Consider the following 16,160-nt stretch of genomic DNA (forward strand, 5'->3'; position numbering starts at 1 on the left):
TTATTCATCAACGAGTGCCCACACAGATTGATAGGTTTAAATTGTTAAAGAGCTTCTCTTCGTTGTGACTTACATCACTTCGGAAGAGGCGGCCATTCTAGCGATTTAATTCTCAGTGTCAAACACTTATTTGGAATTAATTCCTACTTTCTAAAAGTAGAAGCGAATCATCGCTTAAAGCTAGTTGCCTTACTAACATTTCTCGCTGAAGCCTTGTGGCGTCTGCCGTGTCAGTGAGGCGGCATTATAGAGATGCCGCTCATATTGGCAAGCAATAAATGCGTTTTTTATTAAAAAAAGAGGTTAAGCGAAGACATTTCAACCAAGGGCTTATTTATACCACTTTCACCCCAAGTTTTGAACAAATTACCCACAACGACCTGTGGGTAACTACTCTCCACTATCAAAAAAGTAAGATAAACGAGCCCTAGGGTTTAGATACTCTCGAACTTGTTCAGGTAATTTGCTTGGATGAACGGCATTAACGATTTTGATCTCTTTAATAAAGAGGTCAATGATCGGAGCTTGGGTTCTTGGCACGCTAGGATCATAGATAAGTACATTTGGATAAAGCATATGTTTAGCGTTAACGGATATCACAATCCCAATCGAGTCATTTGAAAGCTGTACTACAGTTCCTGGTGGATAGACTCCCATGAACTTAACTAACAGCCCCAAGTTATCTTGGCTATATAGATGCTTGCAGCTCTTATATAGGTGGGACAGTGCCAAATACGGGATCATTTGTTGAGATTGCGTTTTACCATGGCAAAGGTTATCAAATGCATTAGCCACGGCGACTATCTTGGCAAATTCATCAATCTCATGTTCTTTTAAGCCCTCGGGGTAGCCAGAACCATCATTCATCTCATGATGTTGAGCGATCACCTTTTTAGCACTTTCAGGAAAGTCATCAATTGCCGATACAATATCCGCACCGTATTTAGTATGAAGCTTCAGGTAGTTCTCTTCTGGCACCGTTAGTGCACTCTGCTTTCTTAGTATCGCGACTGGTATTTTGATCTTGCCTACATCGTGAAACAACGCTGCGAATGAGAGGTCTTTCAATTGCTGTGTGTTATAGCCTTTGGCCTTTCCTATCATCAGTGCAACAACCGAAACATTTAGAGTATGAAAGTAAATATCTTCGAAATCTGCTTTAGCATTCATAAGGTGCAAGGTGACGTTATCATCGCTCACTAGAGTTTCAACGATATCATCAACAAGAGCCTTAACCTCCCCTACCGCATCTAAAGGTCTGTTACGGATCTTGGTCATCACAGATCGCATTCGAGCAAGCGAGCGTTCAAACTCTTTCTCGCAATGGCTTACCCTACGGCGGTAAGAGCTAAGGGTTTCGATACGCTCATGCTTATCTTTCCACATTCTTTCCGTTTCAAGACTTACCTGTGAATCAATATCGACTTCTTGTTCACCTACGTGATTAACAGGTAAAGGTGAGGTATCACTTTGACTCAGGTTTATATAGACGTGCTTAATCCCAAGATGTCGAATTACTTTTATTTGAGCGTCATCTTTGATTTTAAAGCTGTTGAATAAAAATGGGTGTTCATTCCATTTTACGGGGAGTCGTATATGCAGACCGGGCTGAATGCGATCTACGGTTATCTTTATGCTGCCCATTTTTATATATAATATTGATCAATAATCTCTATCTATAATTCTAATCAAACCAAGCAGCAATTTCACTATCCAATTTCACAGGCTCAACTTAAAGAATCACAGTGCACCATCCAACGTATACCAAACTTGTCTTCTACTTTGCCAAATCGAGCTCCCCAAAACGTATCTGCGAGTGGAGTCATTATCCGCCCTCCCTTCTTAAGCTTTTCAAAGATCTGCTCTTGAGTCGCGGTATCTTCAGTTACAAGAGAGAGAGCAAGATTGTTGCCTTCGAGTTCTTTTGCCTTAACACCATCAGACATCATCAGCTTCATACCAAACGCTTCGAACTCAGCATGCATAACCCAATCAGGTTGAGCTCCCTCTATTACCTGTGGTGCGTCACTAAATAGTTGTTTTGATAAAACTACACCACCAAAGCACTTGTGATAAAAGTCCAATGCTTCATTACAACGACCATCAAAAAATAAGTAAGGGGTTACTTTCAGCATATCTCTCTCCTTTATGATCTATCTTAAACATAGACAATAGATGTGAGAATTAAAGGTAACATTCTGATTTAAGATAATTAATTCATTGGCACATTAGATTACGAAGAGAAATGATGAAATTTAGGAATGAAACATCAAGATCTGACTGATTGAACAGGCATACCTGCCGCCACCGTGAAGGCAATGCTTCCTATACCCCAGATACAACAAAGCCCCGATTTTCATCTAGGCTTTGTCATTTAAATATGGTGCCGGTAGGTGACTTGACTGGGCTTGCATCCAAGCCGACACGCTGGATTTAAAATTCACAAACGCCCAAAACGACGAAAGGTCGCTATAAAAGCGACCTTTCTATGTTTGGTACCGGTAGGCGGACTTGAACCGCCACGCCCGAAGGCAACGGATTTTGAATCCGTCGTGTATACCAATTTCACCATACCGGCATTATCTTGGGGCATTGCCCTTTCGATGTTTGGCATTATACGTATGCGAACTGATGTGGCAAGTATAAAAACTTGAATTCATGTGTGTTTGCCGATAATTTCGCCACTAAGTCATAAGCTGTGCGTCATGTCTCTTTTCAGGCTAAGCCTTAAACTATATTCTGACGCCTCAATTTTTAAAGAAGTAATAACACATGACATCAACAAACACTCTGCCACCAGCAGGAGTCATGCGCCGATTTGGTGCTTTGTTCTATGACGCCCTTATTGTAATCGCTATTGAAATGTTGGCGGCTGGCGTCATTGTCGCTCTACTGCACGCGCTCATGGCTCTCGGCATTTTTAACCACAGCGGTTATGCAGATGTTAGTGACTTCTTAACCAACCATCCGATTTGGAGCCCTGCATATACCTTTTACTTAGTCGCCGTTTGGGTATATTTCTTCGTGTTCTTCTGGACTAGAGCTGGTCAAACTCTCGGCATGAGAGCTTGGAAGCTGCGCGTTCAAAACAAAGATGGCTCAGCGATCACAGTAACTCAGGCGCTGATTCGTTTAGGTACTTCAGGTTTTGGATTGGCAAACCTATGTGTTCCATTCGATCCAAAAAAGCGTGGCTTTCACGATATCTGGGCAAAGACCGAAGTCGTTGTGTTACCACAAGCACGATAATGTGATTTAAGTTAGCTCCAATCAAGATCAAAAAAGGAAGGCGTTATGCCTTCCTTTTTACTATTTACAGTTTCCGCCTCAAGAGCATGATGGCAATTCCAAGGAACACCACGCTCGGGGCTATTGCGCCAAAGGCGGGTGGTATTTGATAAACCAAACTCACTGGGCCAAAGAACTCACTGGATATATAGAAGGTAAAGCCAGCAATAACACCTGACAAAATCCTCGCACCCATGGTCACACTACGCAAAGGACCAAAGATAAACGACAGTGCCATCAACATCATAACCGCGATCGAAATTGGCTGGGTTATCTTTCTCCACAGCGCCAATTCATAGCGTGATGCATCTTGCTCTGACGCCTTCAGATAAGAAACATAATCATACAACCCACTTAACGATAGCTCTTCTGGTTTAACCGTTACTATCGCCAACTTATCTGGAGCTAATGACGTTTCCCAAGAGTAAGTCGGTAAACTTTCTTTAGTAATTTGAAGTTCGTTTTCAAAAGACGTGATCTCTACATCCTTCATCGTCCACACGTTGTCTCCAACGTAATCAACTTCGTCAGAATAAATAGCGGTTTTAAGTGCCTTGTTTTCATCAAAGCGCCACATGTTCATTCCATATAGCTTCTGGTCATCGATTTTGACAATGAAGATGAAGTCATTGGCATCACGAGCCCAGACACCACTTTGCGTCGAAATAATATTACCACCAGCAATCGAGATAGTTCTTAAATCACGAGCCATTTTCTGCGCTTGCGGTGCTCCCCATTGACCAAGCAATGTCACCACGATCATCAGTGGAATAGCTGTTTTAAGTACTGATAGGCCGATATCTAACTTAGAGAAACCAGCTGCCTGCATAACGACAAGCTCAGAACTTGCAGCAAGCATACCAAGCCCTATCAATGCGCCAAGCAATGCAGCCATTGGAAAGAACATTTCGATATCACGAGGGATACTCAATAAAACGAAATACAGCGCTTGTAATAGATCGTATGTACCACGGCCAACTTTTCTTAGCTGTTCTACATATTTGATGATCCCAGAGAGACCAACAAACGTCACCAATACCAGTGACGTCGTTGCGATGATGGTTCTGCCTATATATAAATCGAGAATCTTAAACACGGCTTAAGCCAACCTCTTATTCTTGAATTTTTCTTTCAAACGCCTTACTGGCACGCTATCCATAAAGTTGGCACCAATCGCGACAAATAACAATAACGCATTGATTGGCCACATGCCGATTACCGCAGGAATGCTCCCCTCTTCGATTGAAGACTTGGTTGCACTGATTGCTAAGAAATAGGTGAGATAAATCAGTATTGCTGGGCCGATTTTCGCAAAACGACCTTGTCGAGGGTTTACCGCAGACAGTGGCACGACAAGCATGGTCAACAATGGAATACAAAGTACCAAAGAAATACGCCACTGCAACTCTGCTTTCGCACTATTATTTGAGTTACCAATCAGTTCAAGCGTAGGGATCGCTTCCCAGTCTCGACCTTTCTTCTTGACTTCACGCTGACCAATCAGGCCTTCGTATTCTTCAAAGTGCGTCACCCTGTAGTCGAGGCGAGTCGGAATGCCTTCATGACGAGTACCATCGTACATTACGATCACTTGGCGACCATCACTGAGCTCTTTTACATCACCTGACTTCGAGAACATCACACTTGGCAGTACAGAATCACGCGGACGCATTTGAGCTACGAACACGTTTTCTAACTTATTACCGTCGATATCATCAATAAACACGACAGAAGAGCCATCCGGCGTACCTTCAAACTTACCTTTTGGTAGCAAATCAACGCTGTTCTCTGCAGCTACTTCTTCATACATTTGTTCAACTTTGTCTTGTGACCAAGGAGATAACCAAAATGAGTTAAAGGCTGCAACAGATGCCGTAATTAAAGCGAGGTAAAGCGCAGATTGGATCAGGAATTTATTACCGATACCGGTGGCGTTCATGACCACTATTTCACTTTCAGCGTAAAGGCGGCCAAAAGTAAGCAAAATACCAATATAGATACTGAGTGGAAGCATCAATAGGCCCATCGCTGGCATATTTAAGCCAACAATCGACAATATAAGACTCGCAGGGATATCACCATCAGAGGCATCCGCTAAAACACTGATGAATTTTTGGCTGAGAAACACGAGAAAGAGAACAAAAAAGATCGCAAATTGGCTCTTGATTGTCTCGCGGATCAAATATCTAACAATAATCACGCTCAAATTACCTATACAAAACTTGTTTTTTTGATTGAATCACTATAATTTCCCGTTGAACCTTTTATTTTTTTAAATTTTTAGCTAAGTGTTAGCGTTCTTCTTTAAGGTTAGTTCCATTATAGGATCCAACAAGTAAGAACCCATTATCTAACATTTAGTTCGATTTGTCTTCAGGATGTAGGAGTACGCATGGAGTTCAGTGTAAAAAGTGGCAGCCCAGAGAAACAGCGCAGCGCATGTATCGTTGTCGGTGTATTCGAACCGCGCCGCCTTTCTCCAGTAGCCGAGCAATTAGATAAGATTAGCGATGGCTACATTAGTTCACTGCTTCGTCGCGGTGATCTAGAGGGTAAACCTGGCCAGATGCTACTACTGCATCAAGTACCTGGTGTACTTTCAGAACGTGTTCTACTGGTAGGCTGTGGTAAAGAACGTGAGCTAGGCGAGCGTCAATACAAAGAAATTATCCAAAAAACCATCAGTACACTAAACGAAACAGGTTCTATGGAAGCTGTATGTTTCCTTACAGAACTTCACGTTAAAGGTCGCGACACTTATTGGAAAGTTCGCCAAGCGGTAGAAGCGACTAAAGATGGTCTTTACACATTTGACCAATTCAAGAGCAACAAGCCAGAGACTCGTCGCCCACTACGTAAATTGGTATTCAATGTACCAACACGTCGCGAATTGAGCCTGGGTGAGAAAGCAATCTCTCACGGCCTTGCTATTGCTTCAGGTGTAAAAGCGTCTAAAGATCTAGGCAACATGCCACCAAACATCGCAAACCCTGCTTACCTTGCTTCTCAAGCTCGTCGTTTAGCCGACGATTACGAGACAGTGAAGACTAAGATCATTGGCGAAGAAGAGATGGAAAAACTGGGTATGACATCATACCTAGCAGTTGGCCGTGGCTCTAAAAATGAATCGATGATGTCTATCATGGAATACAAAGGCGCTCCGGATCCAGATGCGAAGCCGATTGTATTAGTAGGTAAAGGCCTTACGTTCGATTCAGGCGGCATCTCACTTAAGCCTGGTGAAGGCATGGATGAGATGAAGTACGACATGTGTGGTGCGGCGTCTGTATTCGGTACAATGAAAGCACTGGCTAAGCTGAACCTGCCTATTAACGTGGTTGGTATCCTAGCCGGTTGTGAAAACATGCCGGGCAGCAATGCTTACCGTCCAGGTGATATCCTAACGACAATGTCAGGCCAAACGGTTGAAGTACTCAACACTGATGCTGAAGGTCGCTTGGTTCTATGTGATGCTCTAACTTACGTTGAGCGTTTTGAACCTGACTGTGTTGTCGATGTTGCTACGCTAACTGGCGCATGTGTTATCGCTCTAGGTCACCACATCAGTGGCGTTCTATCGAACCACAACCCACTTTCTCACGAACTTGTTAATGCTTCAGAGCAAGCAAGTGACCGTGCATGGCGTCTACCAATGGCAGACGAGTACCATGAGCAGCTAAACAGCCCATTCGCTGATATGGCGAACATCGGTGGCCGTCCTGGCGGCACAATCACTGCTGGTTGTTTCCTGTCTAAATTCACTAAGAAGTACCACTGGGCACACATCGACAGTGCTGGTACAGCTTGGAAGTCAGGCGCAGCGAAAGGCTCGACAGGTCGTCCTGTCTCAATGCTAGTCCAATTCTTATTGAACCGCAGCGGCCAAGAGACTGAAGAGCAATCTTCAAAATAATAAAAAGGGCCTACGGGCCCTTTTTTAATAAGCGCTATTTGTTAGACCCTGTTAACCAAGTAACATTGATATCCACGATTTTCAGTTCGAGTATTAAGTATGCAGACTGCTACATTTTACATTGTGCCTTCAGACAGCCCGCAAGCCAGCGAAGATGGTTTTGCTCACTATGTGCTGTTTCTTGCTCAGCACTTTGCAAAACAAGGCGCTAAACTTTATCTCAACTGTAATGACAAAGAGCATGCCGAGCGTATTGCTGAAGTTTTCTGGCAAGTCGAACCCTGTGATTTTATTGCGCACAACTTGGTTGGCGAAGGCCCGAAGTATTCAACCAACATCGAAATTGGCTATCAAGGCGTAAAACATAATTGGAATCGTCAGCTAGTAATTAATCTGGCCGATAATCATACAACCTTTGCGAACGCCTTTGCTCAGGTGATAGACTTCGTCCCTTGCGAAGAAAAAGCTAAGCAACTCGCTCGAGAAAGGTATAAAATTTACCGTCAAGCTAGATATCAGCTACAAACTATCGAGATTCAACATCCATAGTCAAACCTCATAGTTAAAGCTATCTTTGGATTTAGATTCAAGAAGCTTCACTTATGAAGTTTGACCACGATTAACCATTCACAGTATCCGTTTAAGAGCACTATGGAAAAGACATACAACCCAACATCAATCGAACAAGCTCTGTATAAGACTTGGGAAGAGAAAGGCTACTTTAAGCCACACGGTGACACATCAAAAGAAGCTTACAGCATCATGATCCCGCCACCGAACGTCACTGGCAGCCTACACATGGGTCACGCGTTCCAAGATACGATCATGGATACGCTTATCCGTGCTCAACGTATGAAAGGCAAAAACACGCTTTGGCAAGTGGGTACTGACCACGCTGGTATCGCAACTCAAATGGTTGTTGAGCGTAAGATTGCTGCCGAAGAAGGCAAAACAAAACACGACTACGGCCGTGAAGCTTTCATCGACAAGATCTGGGAATGGAAAGGCGAATCAGGTGGCACGATCACTCAACAACTTCGTCGTCTTGGTGCATCTGTAGATTGGGATCGTGAACGATTCACTATGGATGACGGCCTATCGGCTGCGACTCAAGAAGTGTTTGTTCGTCTATACGAAGAAGACCTAATCTACCGTGGTAAACGTCTAGTAAACTGGGATCCTAAACTGCACACTGCAATCTCGGATCTTGAAGTTGAAAACAAAGACAAAAAAGGTTTCATGTGGCACTTCCGCTACCCGCTAGCGAACGGTGTTAAAACGGCAGATGGTAAAGACTACATCGTTGTTGCGACGACTCGTCCTGAAACCATGCTTGGCGATACTGGTGTTGCTGTTAACCCAGAAGATCCTCGTTACAAAGATCTTATCGGCAAAGAAATCCTACTTCCTGTTGTAAACCGTCTTATCCCTATCGTAGGCGATGAGCACGCAGACATGGAAAAAGGCACGGGTTGTGTGAAGATCACTCCAGCTCATGACTTTAACGATTACGAAGTGGGTAAGCGCAACAACCTACCGATGATCAACATCCTAACGTTCAATGCTGATATCCGTGATGCTGCTGAAGTCTTCACGACTAACGGCGAAGAAAGCGATGTTTACTCAACAGGTATCCCTGCTAAGTACCAAGGTATGGAGCGTTTTGCTGCACGTAAAGCTATCGTTGCTGAATTCGATGAGCTTGGTCTTCTTGAAGAGATCAAAGATCACGACCTGACTGTCCCTTACGGCGACCGTGGTGGCGTGGTTATCGAACCAATGCTGACTGACCAATGGTACGTGCGCACAGCACCTCTTGCAGAACCTGCAGTTAAAGCGGTTGAAGATGGTCAAATCCAATTCGTACCTAAGCAGTACGAAAACATGTACTTCGCGTGGATGCGTGACGTGCAAGACTGGTGTATCTCTCGTCAACTTTGGTGGGGCCACCGTATCCCAGCATGGTACGACAACGATGGTAAAGTTTACGTAGGTCGCACTGAAGAAGAAGTTCGTGAAAAGAACAACCTAGCGCCTGTTGTTGTGCTTAAGCAAGACGACGACGTACTGGATACTTGGTTCTCTTCTGCACTTTGGACGTTCGGCACACAAGGCTGGCCTGAAGATACTGAAGCACTGAAAACATTCCACCCATCTGAAGTACTAGTATCTGGTTTTGATATTATCTTCTTCTGGGTTGCTCGTATGATCATGATGACCATGCACTTCGTGAAAGACGAAGATGGCAAGGCTCAAGTACCTTTCAAAACTGTTTACATGACAGGTCTTATCCGTGATGAAAACGGCGATAAGATGTCTAAGTCGAAAGGTAACGTACTTGACCCAATCGACATGATTGACGGCATCGGCCTTGAAGAGCTAGTAGAGAAGCGTTGTGGCAACATGATGCAACCTAAACTGGCTGCTAAGATCGAAAAGAACACACGTAAAACATTCGAAAACGGTATCGAACCCTACGGTACTGACGCACTGCGTTTCACTCTTGCTGCTATGGCTTCAACTGGCCGTGACATCAACTGGGACATGAAGCGTCTTGAAGGTTACCGTAACTTCTGTAACAAGCTATGGAACGCAAGCCGTTACGTACTGATGAACACAGAAGAGCACGACTGTGGCATGTCACTGTCTGTAGAAGACCGTGCAAACATGGAATTCTCTCTAGCCGATAAGTGGATTGAGTCTCAGTTTGAAGTTGCAGCGAAAGAGTTTAATGCTCACCTAGACAACTACCGTCTAGACATGGCAGCAAACACGCTTTACGAATTCATCTGGAACCAATTCTGTGACTGGTACTTAGAGCTAACTAAACCTGTTCTTTGGAAAGGTACTGAAGCTCAACAACAAGCGACTCGTTACACGCTTATCACGGTTCTTGAGAAGACTCTGCGTCTTGCTCACCCTGTTCTTCCTTACATCACTGAATCTATCTGGCAGAGCGTTAAGCCGCTAGTAGACGGCGTTGAAGGCGAGACAATCATGACTCAAGCGCTTCCTCAGTTTAATGAAGCTAACTTCAATGCTGAGATCGTTGACGACATCGAATGGGTTAAGACTTTCATCACTGCTATCCGTAACCTACGTGCGGAATACGACATTGCACCAAGCCAAGGCTTAGAAGTAATGATCAAGGTTGCTGATGAGAAAGATGCCGCTCGTATCGAAGCGAACAAGATCGTTCTTACTTCTCTAGCTAAGCTAGACGATATTAAAGTTCTAGCTGATGGTGAAGAGACTCCTGCTTGTGCAACTAAACTGGTTGGCAAATCTGAGTTGATGATCCCAATGGCGGGTCTTATCGACAAAGATGCAGAACTTGCTCGTCTAGATAAAGAAGTCGCTAAGACTCACGGCGAGATTAAACGTATCGAAGGTAAGCTAGGTAACGAAGGTTTCGTTGCTAAAGCACCAGAAGCAGTTATCGCGAAAGAGCGTGAAAAGCTTGAAGGCTACAAGGAAACTCTTGTTAAGCTTGAAGAGCAAAAAGCGACAATCGCTGCGCTTTAAAACCGAGTGAACGAGAAGGCTTCAAACTTCTAGGTCTAAATAGAAAGGTTGGTCTTGGTGACCAGCCTTTTTTTATGTCCCTGATTCCAATATTCCAATGCTTCTCACTCTAGCCGCACTGATTGATAGGTTTCATCTATCAAATTAATCTCTACTTCCCATTATACTTAATGATAATAATTCTCAATAATAGACCTATCGAAACAACACAACGATTGAGTAATTATCATGAAAAAGACACTAACCTTTGCTGCATTACATTTTACTATCGCATTTAGTGTCGCTTATGTACTAACAGGCGACATCTTAATTGGTAGCTTAATCGCTATGATTGAGCCTTCTGTGAATACTGTTGCCTTCTATTTTCATGAAAAGGCGTGGGCTCAAGTTCCTGCTCTTAAAGCTCGTCAGTGGATGACCAAATTAAAAACAGCAAGCTTTGCTACCATCCACTTTAGTGTTGCCTTTACTGTTGTCTACTTGTTGACTGGAGATGCTTTTATCGGCGGTGTGATGGCTTTGCTAGAGCCAACTTTAAATACCGTTGCTTACTACTTCCACGAGAAAGTCTGGTTACGTAAATCAGGCGACCAAATGGCACAACAACAATTCTGTTTGCACCAACATGCTTAGTCACCATATATTGGGTCACATATTAGTGACCCTTTCATAGGCAGATCATGGAACAAATTGCTGAGTTCACCCTTAGACCCATTACACCGCAAGACAACCCAAGCATCGCACAAATCATTCGCCAAGTTTCGGCTGAGCATGGACTCACAGAAGATAAAGGTTATGGCGTAGCCGACCCAACACTCGATGATATGTACTCTGCCTATAGCCAAGCGAATGCAATGTACTGGGTTATCGAACACAACGGAAAGATCGTCGGAGGCGGTGGCTTTGCCCCTCTAGCAGGTAAACCCAATGTGTGTGAGCTACAAAAGATGTACTTCTTACCGCAAACTCGAGGGCATGGCCTAGCCAAGCGAATTGTCGCTTTGAGCTTAAAGCAAGCCAAGCAACTTGGGTATCAACACATGTATTTAGAAACGACGAAGTGCTTGGGTGCTGCGGTCAAACTCTATGAGAAGCTTGGGTTTGAGCATCTTGAGTCAGCTTGGGGAGAAACAGGCCACGACGCTTGTGAGGTTGTCATGGCCAAGTCGTTATAAGCAGAATGCGCCGCTATAGCGAAAGAAGATAACGCTAAAATATACGGAGTTAACGTAGAAAGTTACTGACGCAAGAAGTTGGGTTCAAGGCAACAAAAGAACTCTCTTCTTGCCCATCAAGTACCACTTCTAATGGGTATAGATACTTGGGGTTAGGATTCTCAATATCAAAAATGATAGGAGCTTCGACCTGGAACACGACGCCAGTATGTTCAGCGCGTACATCAATCGGCATCACGAGAGTCATACCATTAAACTTGATGGATGCCGATACTAACCCCGCCTTTAGCGTTTGATAGATAACATCCACTTTAAACTCACAGCCACCACCGTGGTGCCAGATCTGCTCTGTGACAACTTGCTCTAGCTTGACGTTTCGAACGAACTGCAGGTATGGCGCTTGCCAAATCCCGATGCGTGAATCAGATTTAGCGATAGCCTGTGAAGATACAGAGTCATCCATGTCTTCTTCAAGCAATAGGCTCTCCTCTTCTTCAAGGAAAAGGATCTCGAAACGGTTTCGGCCGGACTGCATATAAGGACGGATATCTTTACGGTATTCAGCTTGGCTACCATCACAATCAAAAACAGCCACACCATTAAGTCGAACTTCAGCAAAATAATCGACTCCAGCCATCACTAACTCAACAAATGGACACGCTAACATAGCGTCATCCACTTCGATGTCGTGCATCAGGTGCCACTCTTGCTCTGCAATTTGACTTTCACTCAAGCTATCAGGGAGCTTTGAGCTTAACGGAGCCGGAAAGGTGATGTCATCTTGTGGGATAGAGAGATCCGTCAGTGGCGAAATTTGCCAAAGACCATCGAGAAGCAACCGCATATCATTCCTTGAGCTAGATCAATTTTGACCGCATTATAATGAATGAATGCATATAAAGACATTTATTTTTCTGAGGGTAAAAAAATGCCAGCTCGAGGCTGGCATTTTTTAAAATTGGGAAAGAATTACTCTTCGCCTTCATCATCTTCGTCTGGGTAGATAGCATCTTCACCGGCGCACACCTCTACACTTTATTTATTTAAATTAGTATGAGAACGCTTTCTTAGAAAGACTTCTCACACTATTCTCACCTTTTTACTCGATTCAAGGTTATAACTTATAAAAGGTGAGAATCTTTCCATTAGAATTCTCACCTTTTATCATTAACTGTGAAACTATGATGTATGACAAGCACCACTACAATGTGCACATCCATTGGCGTTATATCCCAGTTGGCGTGCTCGCGCTACTGCTGGTGCACAACTAGCATAATCTCCTAAATAAACACGATTATGCTCTGCGGGAGACCATGAACAGCTTAATGTATGAACCTCATTATCTCCATTAGGTTGTTTGTTTTTGTTTACATAGTATTTCATTTATTGCTTCCTTGATTATTGTGTTCGATATGCCAGCTTAAGCTAAAAAGCAACCTCGAAATGCGAACCAAGTTGCACACAATCAATCTAACAAAAATTATTGGAGTTTTGTTTGCATATACCATTTATATTGATGCTAATTAACAGTTCAAAGTTAAAGCAAACTGCCCATAACAATCTCGAACTTCGTAAACAACGCTATTGGTCGAGATTCCATTCCCCTCACATCCAGATAAGCAAAGCCCTTAGATGAAAGAGCTTCGAAAGTATCAGTAACATCCTTGATACTGCGCCCACTCATTTCGGCAAGTTCATCAAGACTGTTTGGCTTTTCGCGAGCAATCAAATTCAACAGTTCAACATTTTCGTTAGACAACAGTTGTGAAAGCGCAGCCAGTGACTCAAACAAAAATTGAGGGTAAGGTTCTTCAGACGTCACTTTTCCTTCTGCAATGCGAATCATGCGCTTACGAGCAAGCTCTTCTGATAGAATGCCGATTTTTGCTTTCATACCACCCTCACTCCTAATAGTCGCCATCTAAATCGACTGAATAATCACCGACGATCACATCTAATTCTTTTTTCATTTCTTGGGAAGGAGCAATCAACAGAAGTGGTTCTCACACGAAGTTTCTGTTAGACCACGGATCTTTTCTTTTTCGCGCTTCATTGCTGGCTACTCCCGTTTATTATTGAAGCGATCACTTTTAACAAATCTGTTGCGATTGCTGGGCATTTGTCATTCATAAAAACCGTTACTTCATCACCAAATTTCATCGTTACGATTCCATTCTTATCGACACTTAACAGCGCGAAAGACTGCTTCAAGTCGAGATTCGTATTACTTCCATTGGTCGTGGTTTCAGCCATATTTCCCCTCATTGCTAACGAGTATGTTTACAACATGGGCAACAATTGTTACCCCAGATGTTTACTTAATTGTTCTGTTTAACTTTTCAACGATTTCAATGGCATGTTGAAATATGGCGTCCTTTACTAACGCAAACTCCTGTCCAGGGAATCTTTTGTCTATAGAACTCAGTGCGCTACTAAATTGAGCGAGAAAGGCATAGACGATTTCATGGCAATTCGCATTGCTGATACCAAACTGACTCGCTGTCTGCTCTATATGCCGTAAGCAAATCTTGCTGATATGGTATTTGTATCCTCGTGATGCTTGCAGTCCCATTGCTAGTTTTAGCTTGCGCTTATTTAAGCCCCTATTACCGACAGCGGGGTAAGCTGATAGCAAATCGTAGAAAGGTGTTAGTTGATAGTGTCCGCCAGGAGCAATATGCACGGAAAAATTCTTGAGATGACCGTCAGTAGCACCAAGAAGGCACTGTAAAATCATGAACTTAAAAAAGTTATGATTGTTCGTCTTGCTTTGCGCAGATAGACTTAAAACATCAACAATTTTGGAAACACCGAGGTTGTTCTCCGATTGATATTTTAGATGTTCAGGTACACCGAAAATCTGGCAGAAATCTTCTTGGTGTCTACGAGTCACAACTCCATCACCAAAACATCGGTCGAACCGTTTTACTGCAAGGGCTTTAGCTCCTGATTCAGTCGTTATTATCTCCACATTAGGAACGTTAAAACCAAGTTCCTTCGCAATTTGCGTACAGATGAATTCATTCTCAACACTGCTGCTCATATCTAGTACTGAGTTGCTTTGCGCAATTACATCCATTGGGTATTTAATAATGTGACTACTTAGTGATTTCTCTTGAGGTACATACCATTTACCGTTCAATCTAGTTAACGTTGTTTTTCGCTGTGTTCCTGAAATACAAGGTCGATAATCCCCAAAAAATGGACGAAATGACTTACGTTGGGTAACGAGTTCATTTAATTCACTTGCCGAGATCTCTCGATATTTCCACCCTATCTTTGGCGGCTCCCTACTCTCGGTAAATGAAATGCCGCCCGTGCAATCGTGACCAAATTTTGAGAGTAAGGTGAATACATCGTTGGATTGCACACCGACCGAGTGAGCAAGGCTTAATCGTTCTTCTTCCAAGTCAGGAAGCAGGTTATGCATAAAATTCAGTGCATTAAATGATGAGCATTCTCCCTTTACGAGCGGCAGGCTTAACGAGATCGGGAAAGCTGAATCATATGCTAACCACGCATCAGAGTATGAAAATGCACCGTAGGTCTTCGACTGTTGGACAAACTGCCCCACGAGCATGTTGCTATTTGTGGCATGTGCGTAAAGTATTGGATTGGACAAATTAGCTCCCACTTTCTACTGCATGTGCTGTGTTTTTGTAGAAGGTAATTGCGTTTTCTACTGCCTGCATTTCGGCTTTGAGATCCAATCTACGATTGTCATACTCGGATATATACTCGTCTAAACACACCCGAAGTTCTGAGTGTTGAGTACACAACCGATTGAAATGCTTCCATGTTCTTTTATGAAGAGAATAGGACTCTGACAGCTCTGACTGTTTATCTTGCAAAATCGTCAAGAGACTTTCTTTCTTGAGAGAAAGATAATTGGAATCCTCACTGTAATTGTCGTAATCAACAACCTCCCAGTCGGTATGGTTAAACATAAAACCTTTGGAAAACAACTCATCTCCATGCTTATCGAAACCGCACGACAGGACTGCACCGATAAGCGACATTTCCTTCAATTTTTTTTCGACGTATTCATCCGATAAATACTCTTTCTCATCACCGTCTAATGGAAACGACTTTAAGTCATTGGCAGAGAAATGTTCATTGTAATAAATGGCGAGAAATAACTCTTTTCTGATCTTTACCTTCATGTGTTCAAAAAACGGCCTTTATTGATGATTTTGAGGATTATAATCCGTGGAGTTATATGCCGCAACTGTGCAATTGTTCAACAAATTAATTTCATA

15 protein-coding genes and 1 tRNA gene are annotated in these 16,160 nt (G+C 43.2%); 6 read left to right on the forward strand and 10 right to left on the reverse strand.

Going from position 1 to position 16,160, the window contains the following annotated elements:
* Positions 1-390 precede the first annotated feature (390 nt).
* The 3 genes from ACED46_RS16070 to ACED46_RS16080 form a co-directional block, all read right to left on the reverse strand.
* The gene (locus ACED46_RS16070) at positions 391-1,644 is read right to left on the reverse strand and encodes an HD-GYP domain-containing protein (RefSeq protein ID WP_371721893.1); all 1,254 of its coding nucleotides are present in this window, start codon (positions 1,642-1,644) and stop codon (positions 391-393) included.
* 83 nt (positions 1,645-1,727) lie between these two features.
* Positions 1,728-2,135, reverse strand: a complete 408-nt coding sequence (locus ACED46_RS16075; protein WP_371721894.1) for a VOC family protein — start codon at positions 2,133-2,135, stop codon at positions 1,728-1,730.
* A gap of 358 nt (positions 2,136-2,493) precedes the next feature.
* A tRNA-Leu gene (locus tag ACED46_RS16080) sits at positions 2,494-2,578 on the reverse strand.
* Between the two features lie 194 nt (positions 2,579-2,772).
* On the opposite strand from ACED46_RS16080, the gene ACED46_RS16085 reads away from it, so the two are divergent.
* Complete coding sequence (locus tag ACED46_RS16085) at positions 2,773-3,249, forward strand: RDD family protein (protein ID WP_102427921.1); 477 nt, start codon at positions 2,773-2,775, stop codon at positions 3,247-3,249.
* Between the two features lie 64 nt (positions 3,250-3,313).
* Here the strand turns inward: ACED46_RS16085 and lptG are convergent, their stop codons facing one another.
* The gene (lptG, locus tag ACED46_RS16090; protein ID WP_017058938.1) at positions 3,314-4,384 is read right to left on the reverse strand and encodes an LPS export ABC transporter permease LptG; all 1,071 of its coding nucleotides are present in this window, start codon (positions 4,382-4,384) and stop codon (positions 3,314-3,316) included.
* 3 nt (positions 4,385-4,387) lie between these two features.
* Positions 4,388-5,488 (reverse strand): LPS export ABC transporter permease LptF, encoded by a 1,101-nt coding sequence (gene lptF / locus ACED46_RS16095; protein WP_052880357.1) that lies wholly within the window; start codon positions 5,486-5,488, stop codon positions 4,388-4,390.
* Between the two features lie 192 nt (positions 5,489-5,680).
* Here lptF and pepA point away from each other — a divergent pair, with 192 nt between their 5' ends.
* The 5 genes from pepA to ACED46_RS16120 all read left to right on the forward strand — a co-directional run bounded on the left by pepA (position 5,681) and on the right by ACED46_RS16120 (position 11,901).
* Positions 5,681-7,201, forward strand: coding sequence for a leucyl aminopeptidase (gene pepA / locus ACED46_RS16100; protein WP_017058936.1), 1,521 nt, complete (start codon positions 5,681-5,683; stop codon positions 7,199-7,201).
* Positions 7,202-7,300: 99 nt separating this feature from the next.
* Complete coding sequence (locus tag ACED46_RS16105) at positions 7,301-7,750, forward strand: DNA polymerase III subunit chi (protein WP_017066664.1); 450 nt, start codon at positions 7,301-7,303, stop codon at positions 7,748-7,750.
* Positions 7,751-7,852: 102 nt separating this feature from the next.
* Complete coding sequence (locus ACED46_RS16110) at positions 7,853-10,726, forward strand: valine--tRNA ligase (protein WP_017063742.1); 2,874 nt, start codon at positions 7,853-7,855, stop codon at positions 10,724-10,726.
* 228 nt (positions 10,727-10,954) lie between these two features.
* Positions 10,955-11,359 carry a DUF2061 domain-containing protein gene (locus tag ACED46_RS16115; protein WP_017058933.1) on the forward strand — a complete coding sequence of 135 codons (405 nt, stop codon included), beginning with the start codon at positions 10,955-10,957 and terminating at the stop codon, positions 11,357-11,359.
* Positions 11,360-11,406: 47 nt separating this feature from the next.
* Positions 11,407-11,901 carry a GNAT family N-acetyltransferase gene (locus tag ACED46_RS16120; protein WP_371721895.1) on the forward strand — a complete coding sequence of 165 codons (495 nt, stop codon included), beginning with the start codon at positions 11,407-11,409 and terminating at the stop codon, positions 11,899-11,901.
* Positions 11,902-11,950: 49 nt separating this feature from the next.
* Here ACED46_RS16120 and ACED46_RS16125 read toward each other — a convergent pair whose 3' ends face one another.
* The 5 genes from ACED46_RS16125 to ACED46_RS16145 all read right to left on the reverse strand — a co-directional run bounded on the left by ACED46_RS16125 (position 11,951) and on the right by ACED46_RS16145 (position 16,064).
* A complete protein-coding gene (locus tag ACED46_RS16125; protein ID WP_017058931.1) occupies positions 11,951-12,745 on the reverse strand; it encodes a hypothetical protein in 795 nt (264 codons plus the stop codon).
* A 693-nt stretch (positions 12,746-13,438) separates the two neighbouring features.
* A complete protein-coding gene (locus tag ACED46_RS16130; RefSeq protein ID WP_371721897.1) occupies positions 13,439-13,795 on the reverse strand; it encodes a transcriptional regulator in 357 nt (118 codons plus the stop codon).
* 155 nt (positions 13,796-13,950) lie between these two features.
* Entirely contained in the window at positions 13,951-14,154 is a 204-nt protein-coding gene (locus ACED46_RS16135) for a hypothetical protein (protein WP_258520981.1), read from the reverse strand.
* 61 nt (positions 14,155-14,215) lie between these two features.
* Entirely contained in the window at positions 14,216-15,523 is a 1,308-nt protein-coding gene (locus ACED46_RS16140) for a HipA domain-containing protein (protein ID WP_371721898.1), read from the reverse strand.
* 1 nt (position 15,524) lies between these two features.
* Positions 15,525-16,064, reverse strand: a complete 540-nt coding sequence (locus ACED46_RS16145; protein WP_053410591.1) for a hypothetical protein — start codon at positions 16,062-16,064, stop codon at positions 15,525-15,527.
* Positions 16,065-16,160: the final 96 nt, after the last annotated feature.

Origin of the sequence: Vibrio sp. 1S139 (genome assembly GCF_041439475.1) — a bacterium.
Lineage (GTDB): Bacteria > Pseudomonadota > Gammaproteobacteria > Enterobacterales > Vibrionaceae > Vibrio > Vibrio crassostreae_C.

Excerpts from the sequence above, each read along its gene's own strand:
- ACED46_RS16125 (WP_017058931.1), bottom strand. The coding sequence starts at position 12,745 with ATGCGGTTGCTTCTCGATGGTCTTTGGCAAATTTCGCCACTGACGGAT.
- ACED46_RS16130 (WP_371721897.1), bottom strand. The coding sequence starts at position 13,795 with ATGAAAGCAAAAATCGGCATTCTATCAGAAGAGCTTGCTCGTAAGCGC.
- ACED46_RS16145 (WP_053410591.1), bottom strand. The coding sequence starts at position 16,064 with ATGAAGGTAAAGATCAGAAAAGAGTTATTTCTCGCCATTTATTACAAT.
- ACED46_RS16110 (WP_017063742.1), top strand. The coding sequence starts at position 7,853 with ATGGAAAAGACATACAACCCAACATCAATCGAACAAGCTCTGTATAAG.
- pepA (WP_017058936.1), top strand. The coding sequence starts at position 5,681 with ATGGAGTTCAGTGTAAAAAGTGGCAGCCCAGAGAAACAGCGCAGCGCA.
- ACED46_RS16115 (WP_017058933.1), top strand. The coding sequence starts at position 10,955 with ATGAAAAAGACACTAACCTTTGCTGCATTACATTTTACTATCGCATTT.
- ACED46_RS16135 (WP_258520981.1), bottom strand. The coding sequence starts at position 14,154 with ATGGCTGAAACCACGACCAATGGAAGTAATACGAATCTCGACTTGAAG.
- ACED46_RS16070 (WP_371721893.1), bottom strand. The coding sequence starts at position 1,644 with ATGGGCAGCATAAAGATAACCGTAGATCGCATTCAGCCCGGTCTGCAT.
- ACED46_RS16105 (WP_017066664.1), top strand. The coding sequence starts at position 7,301 with ATGCAGACTGCTACATTTTACATTGTGCCTTCAGACAGCCCGCAAGCC.
- ACED46_RS16120 (WP_371721895.1), top strand. The coding sequence starts at position 11,407 with ATGGAACAAATTGCTGAGTTCACCCTTAGACCCATTACACCGCAAGAC.
- ACED46_RS16085 (WP_102427921.1), top strand. The coding sequence starts at position 2,773 with ATGACATCAACAAACACTCTGCCACCAGCAGGAGTCATGCGCCGATTT.
- ACED46_RS16075 (WP_371721894.1), bottom strand. The coding sequence starts at position 2,135 with ATGCTGAAAGTAACCCCTTACTTATTTTTTGATGGTCGTTGTAATGAA.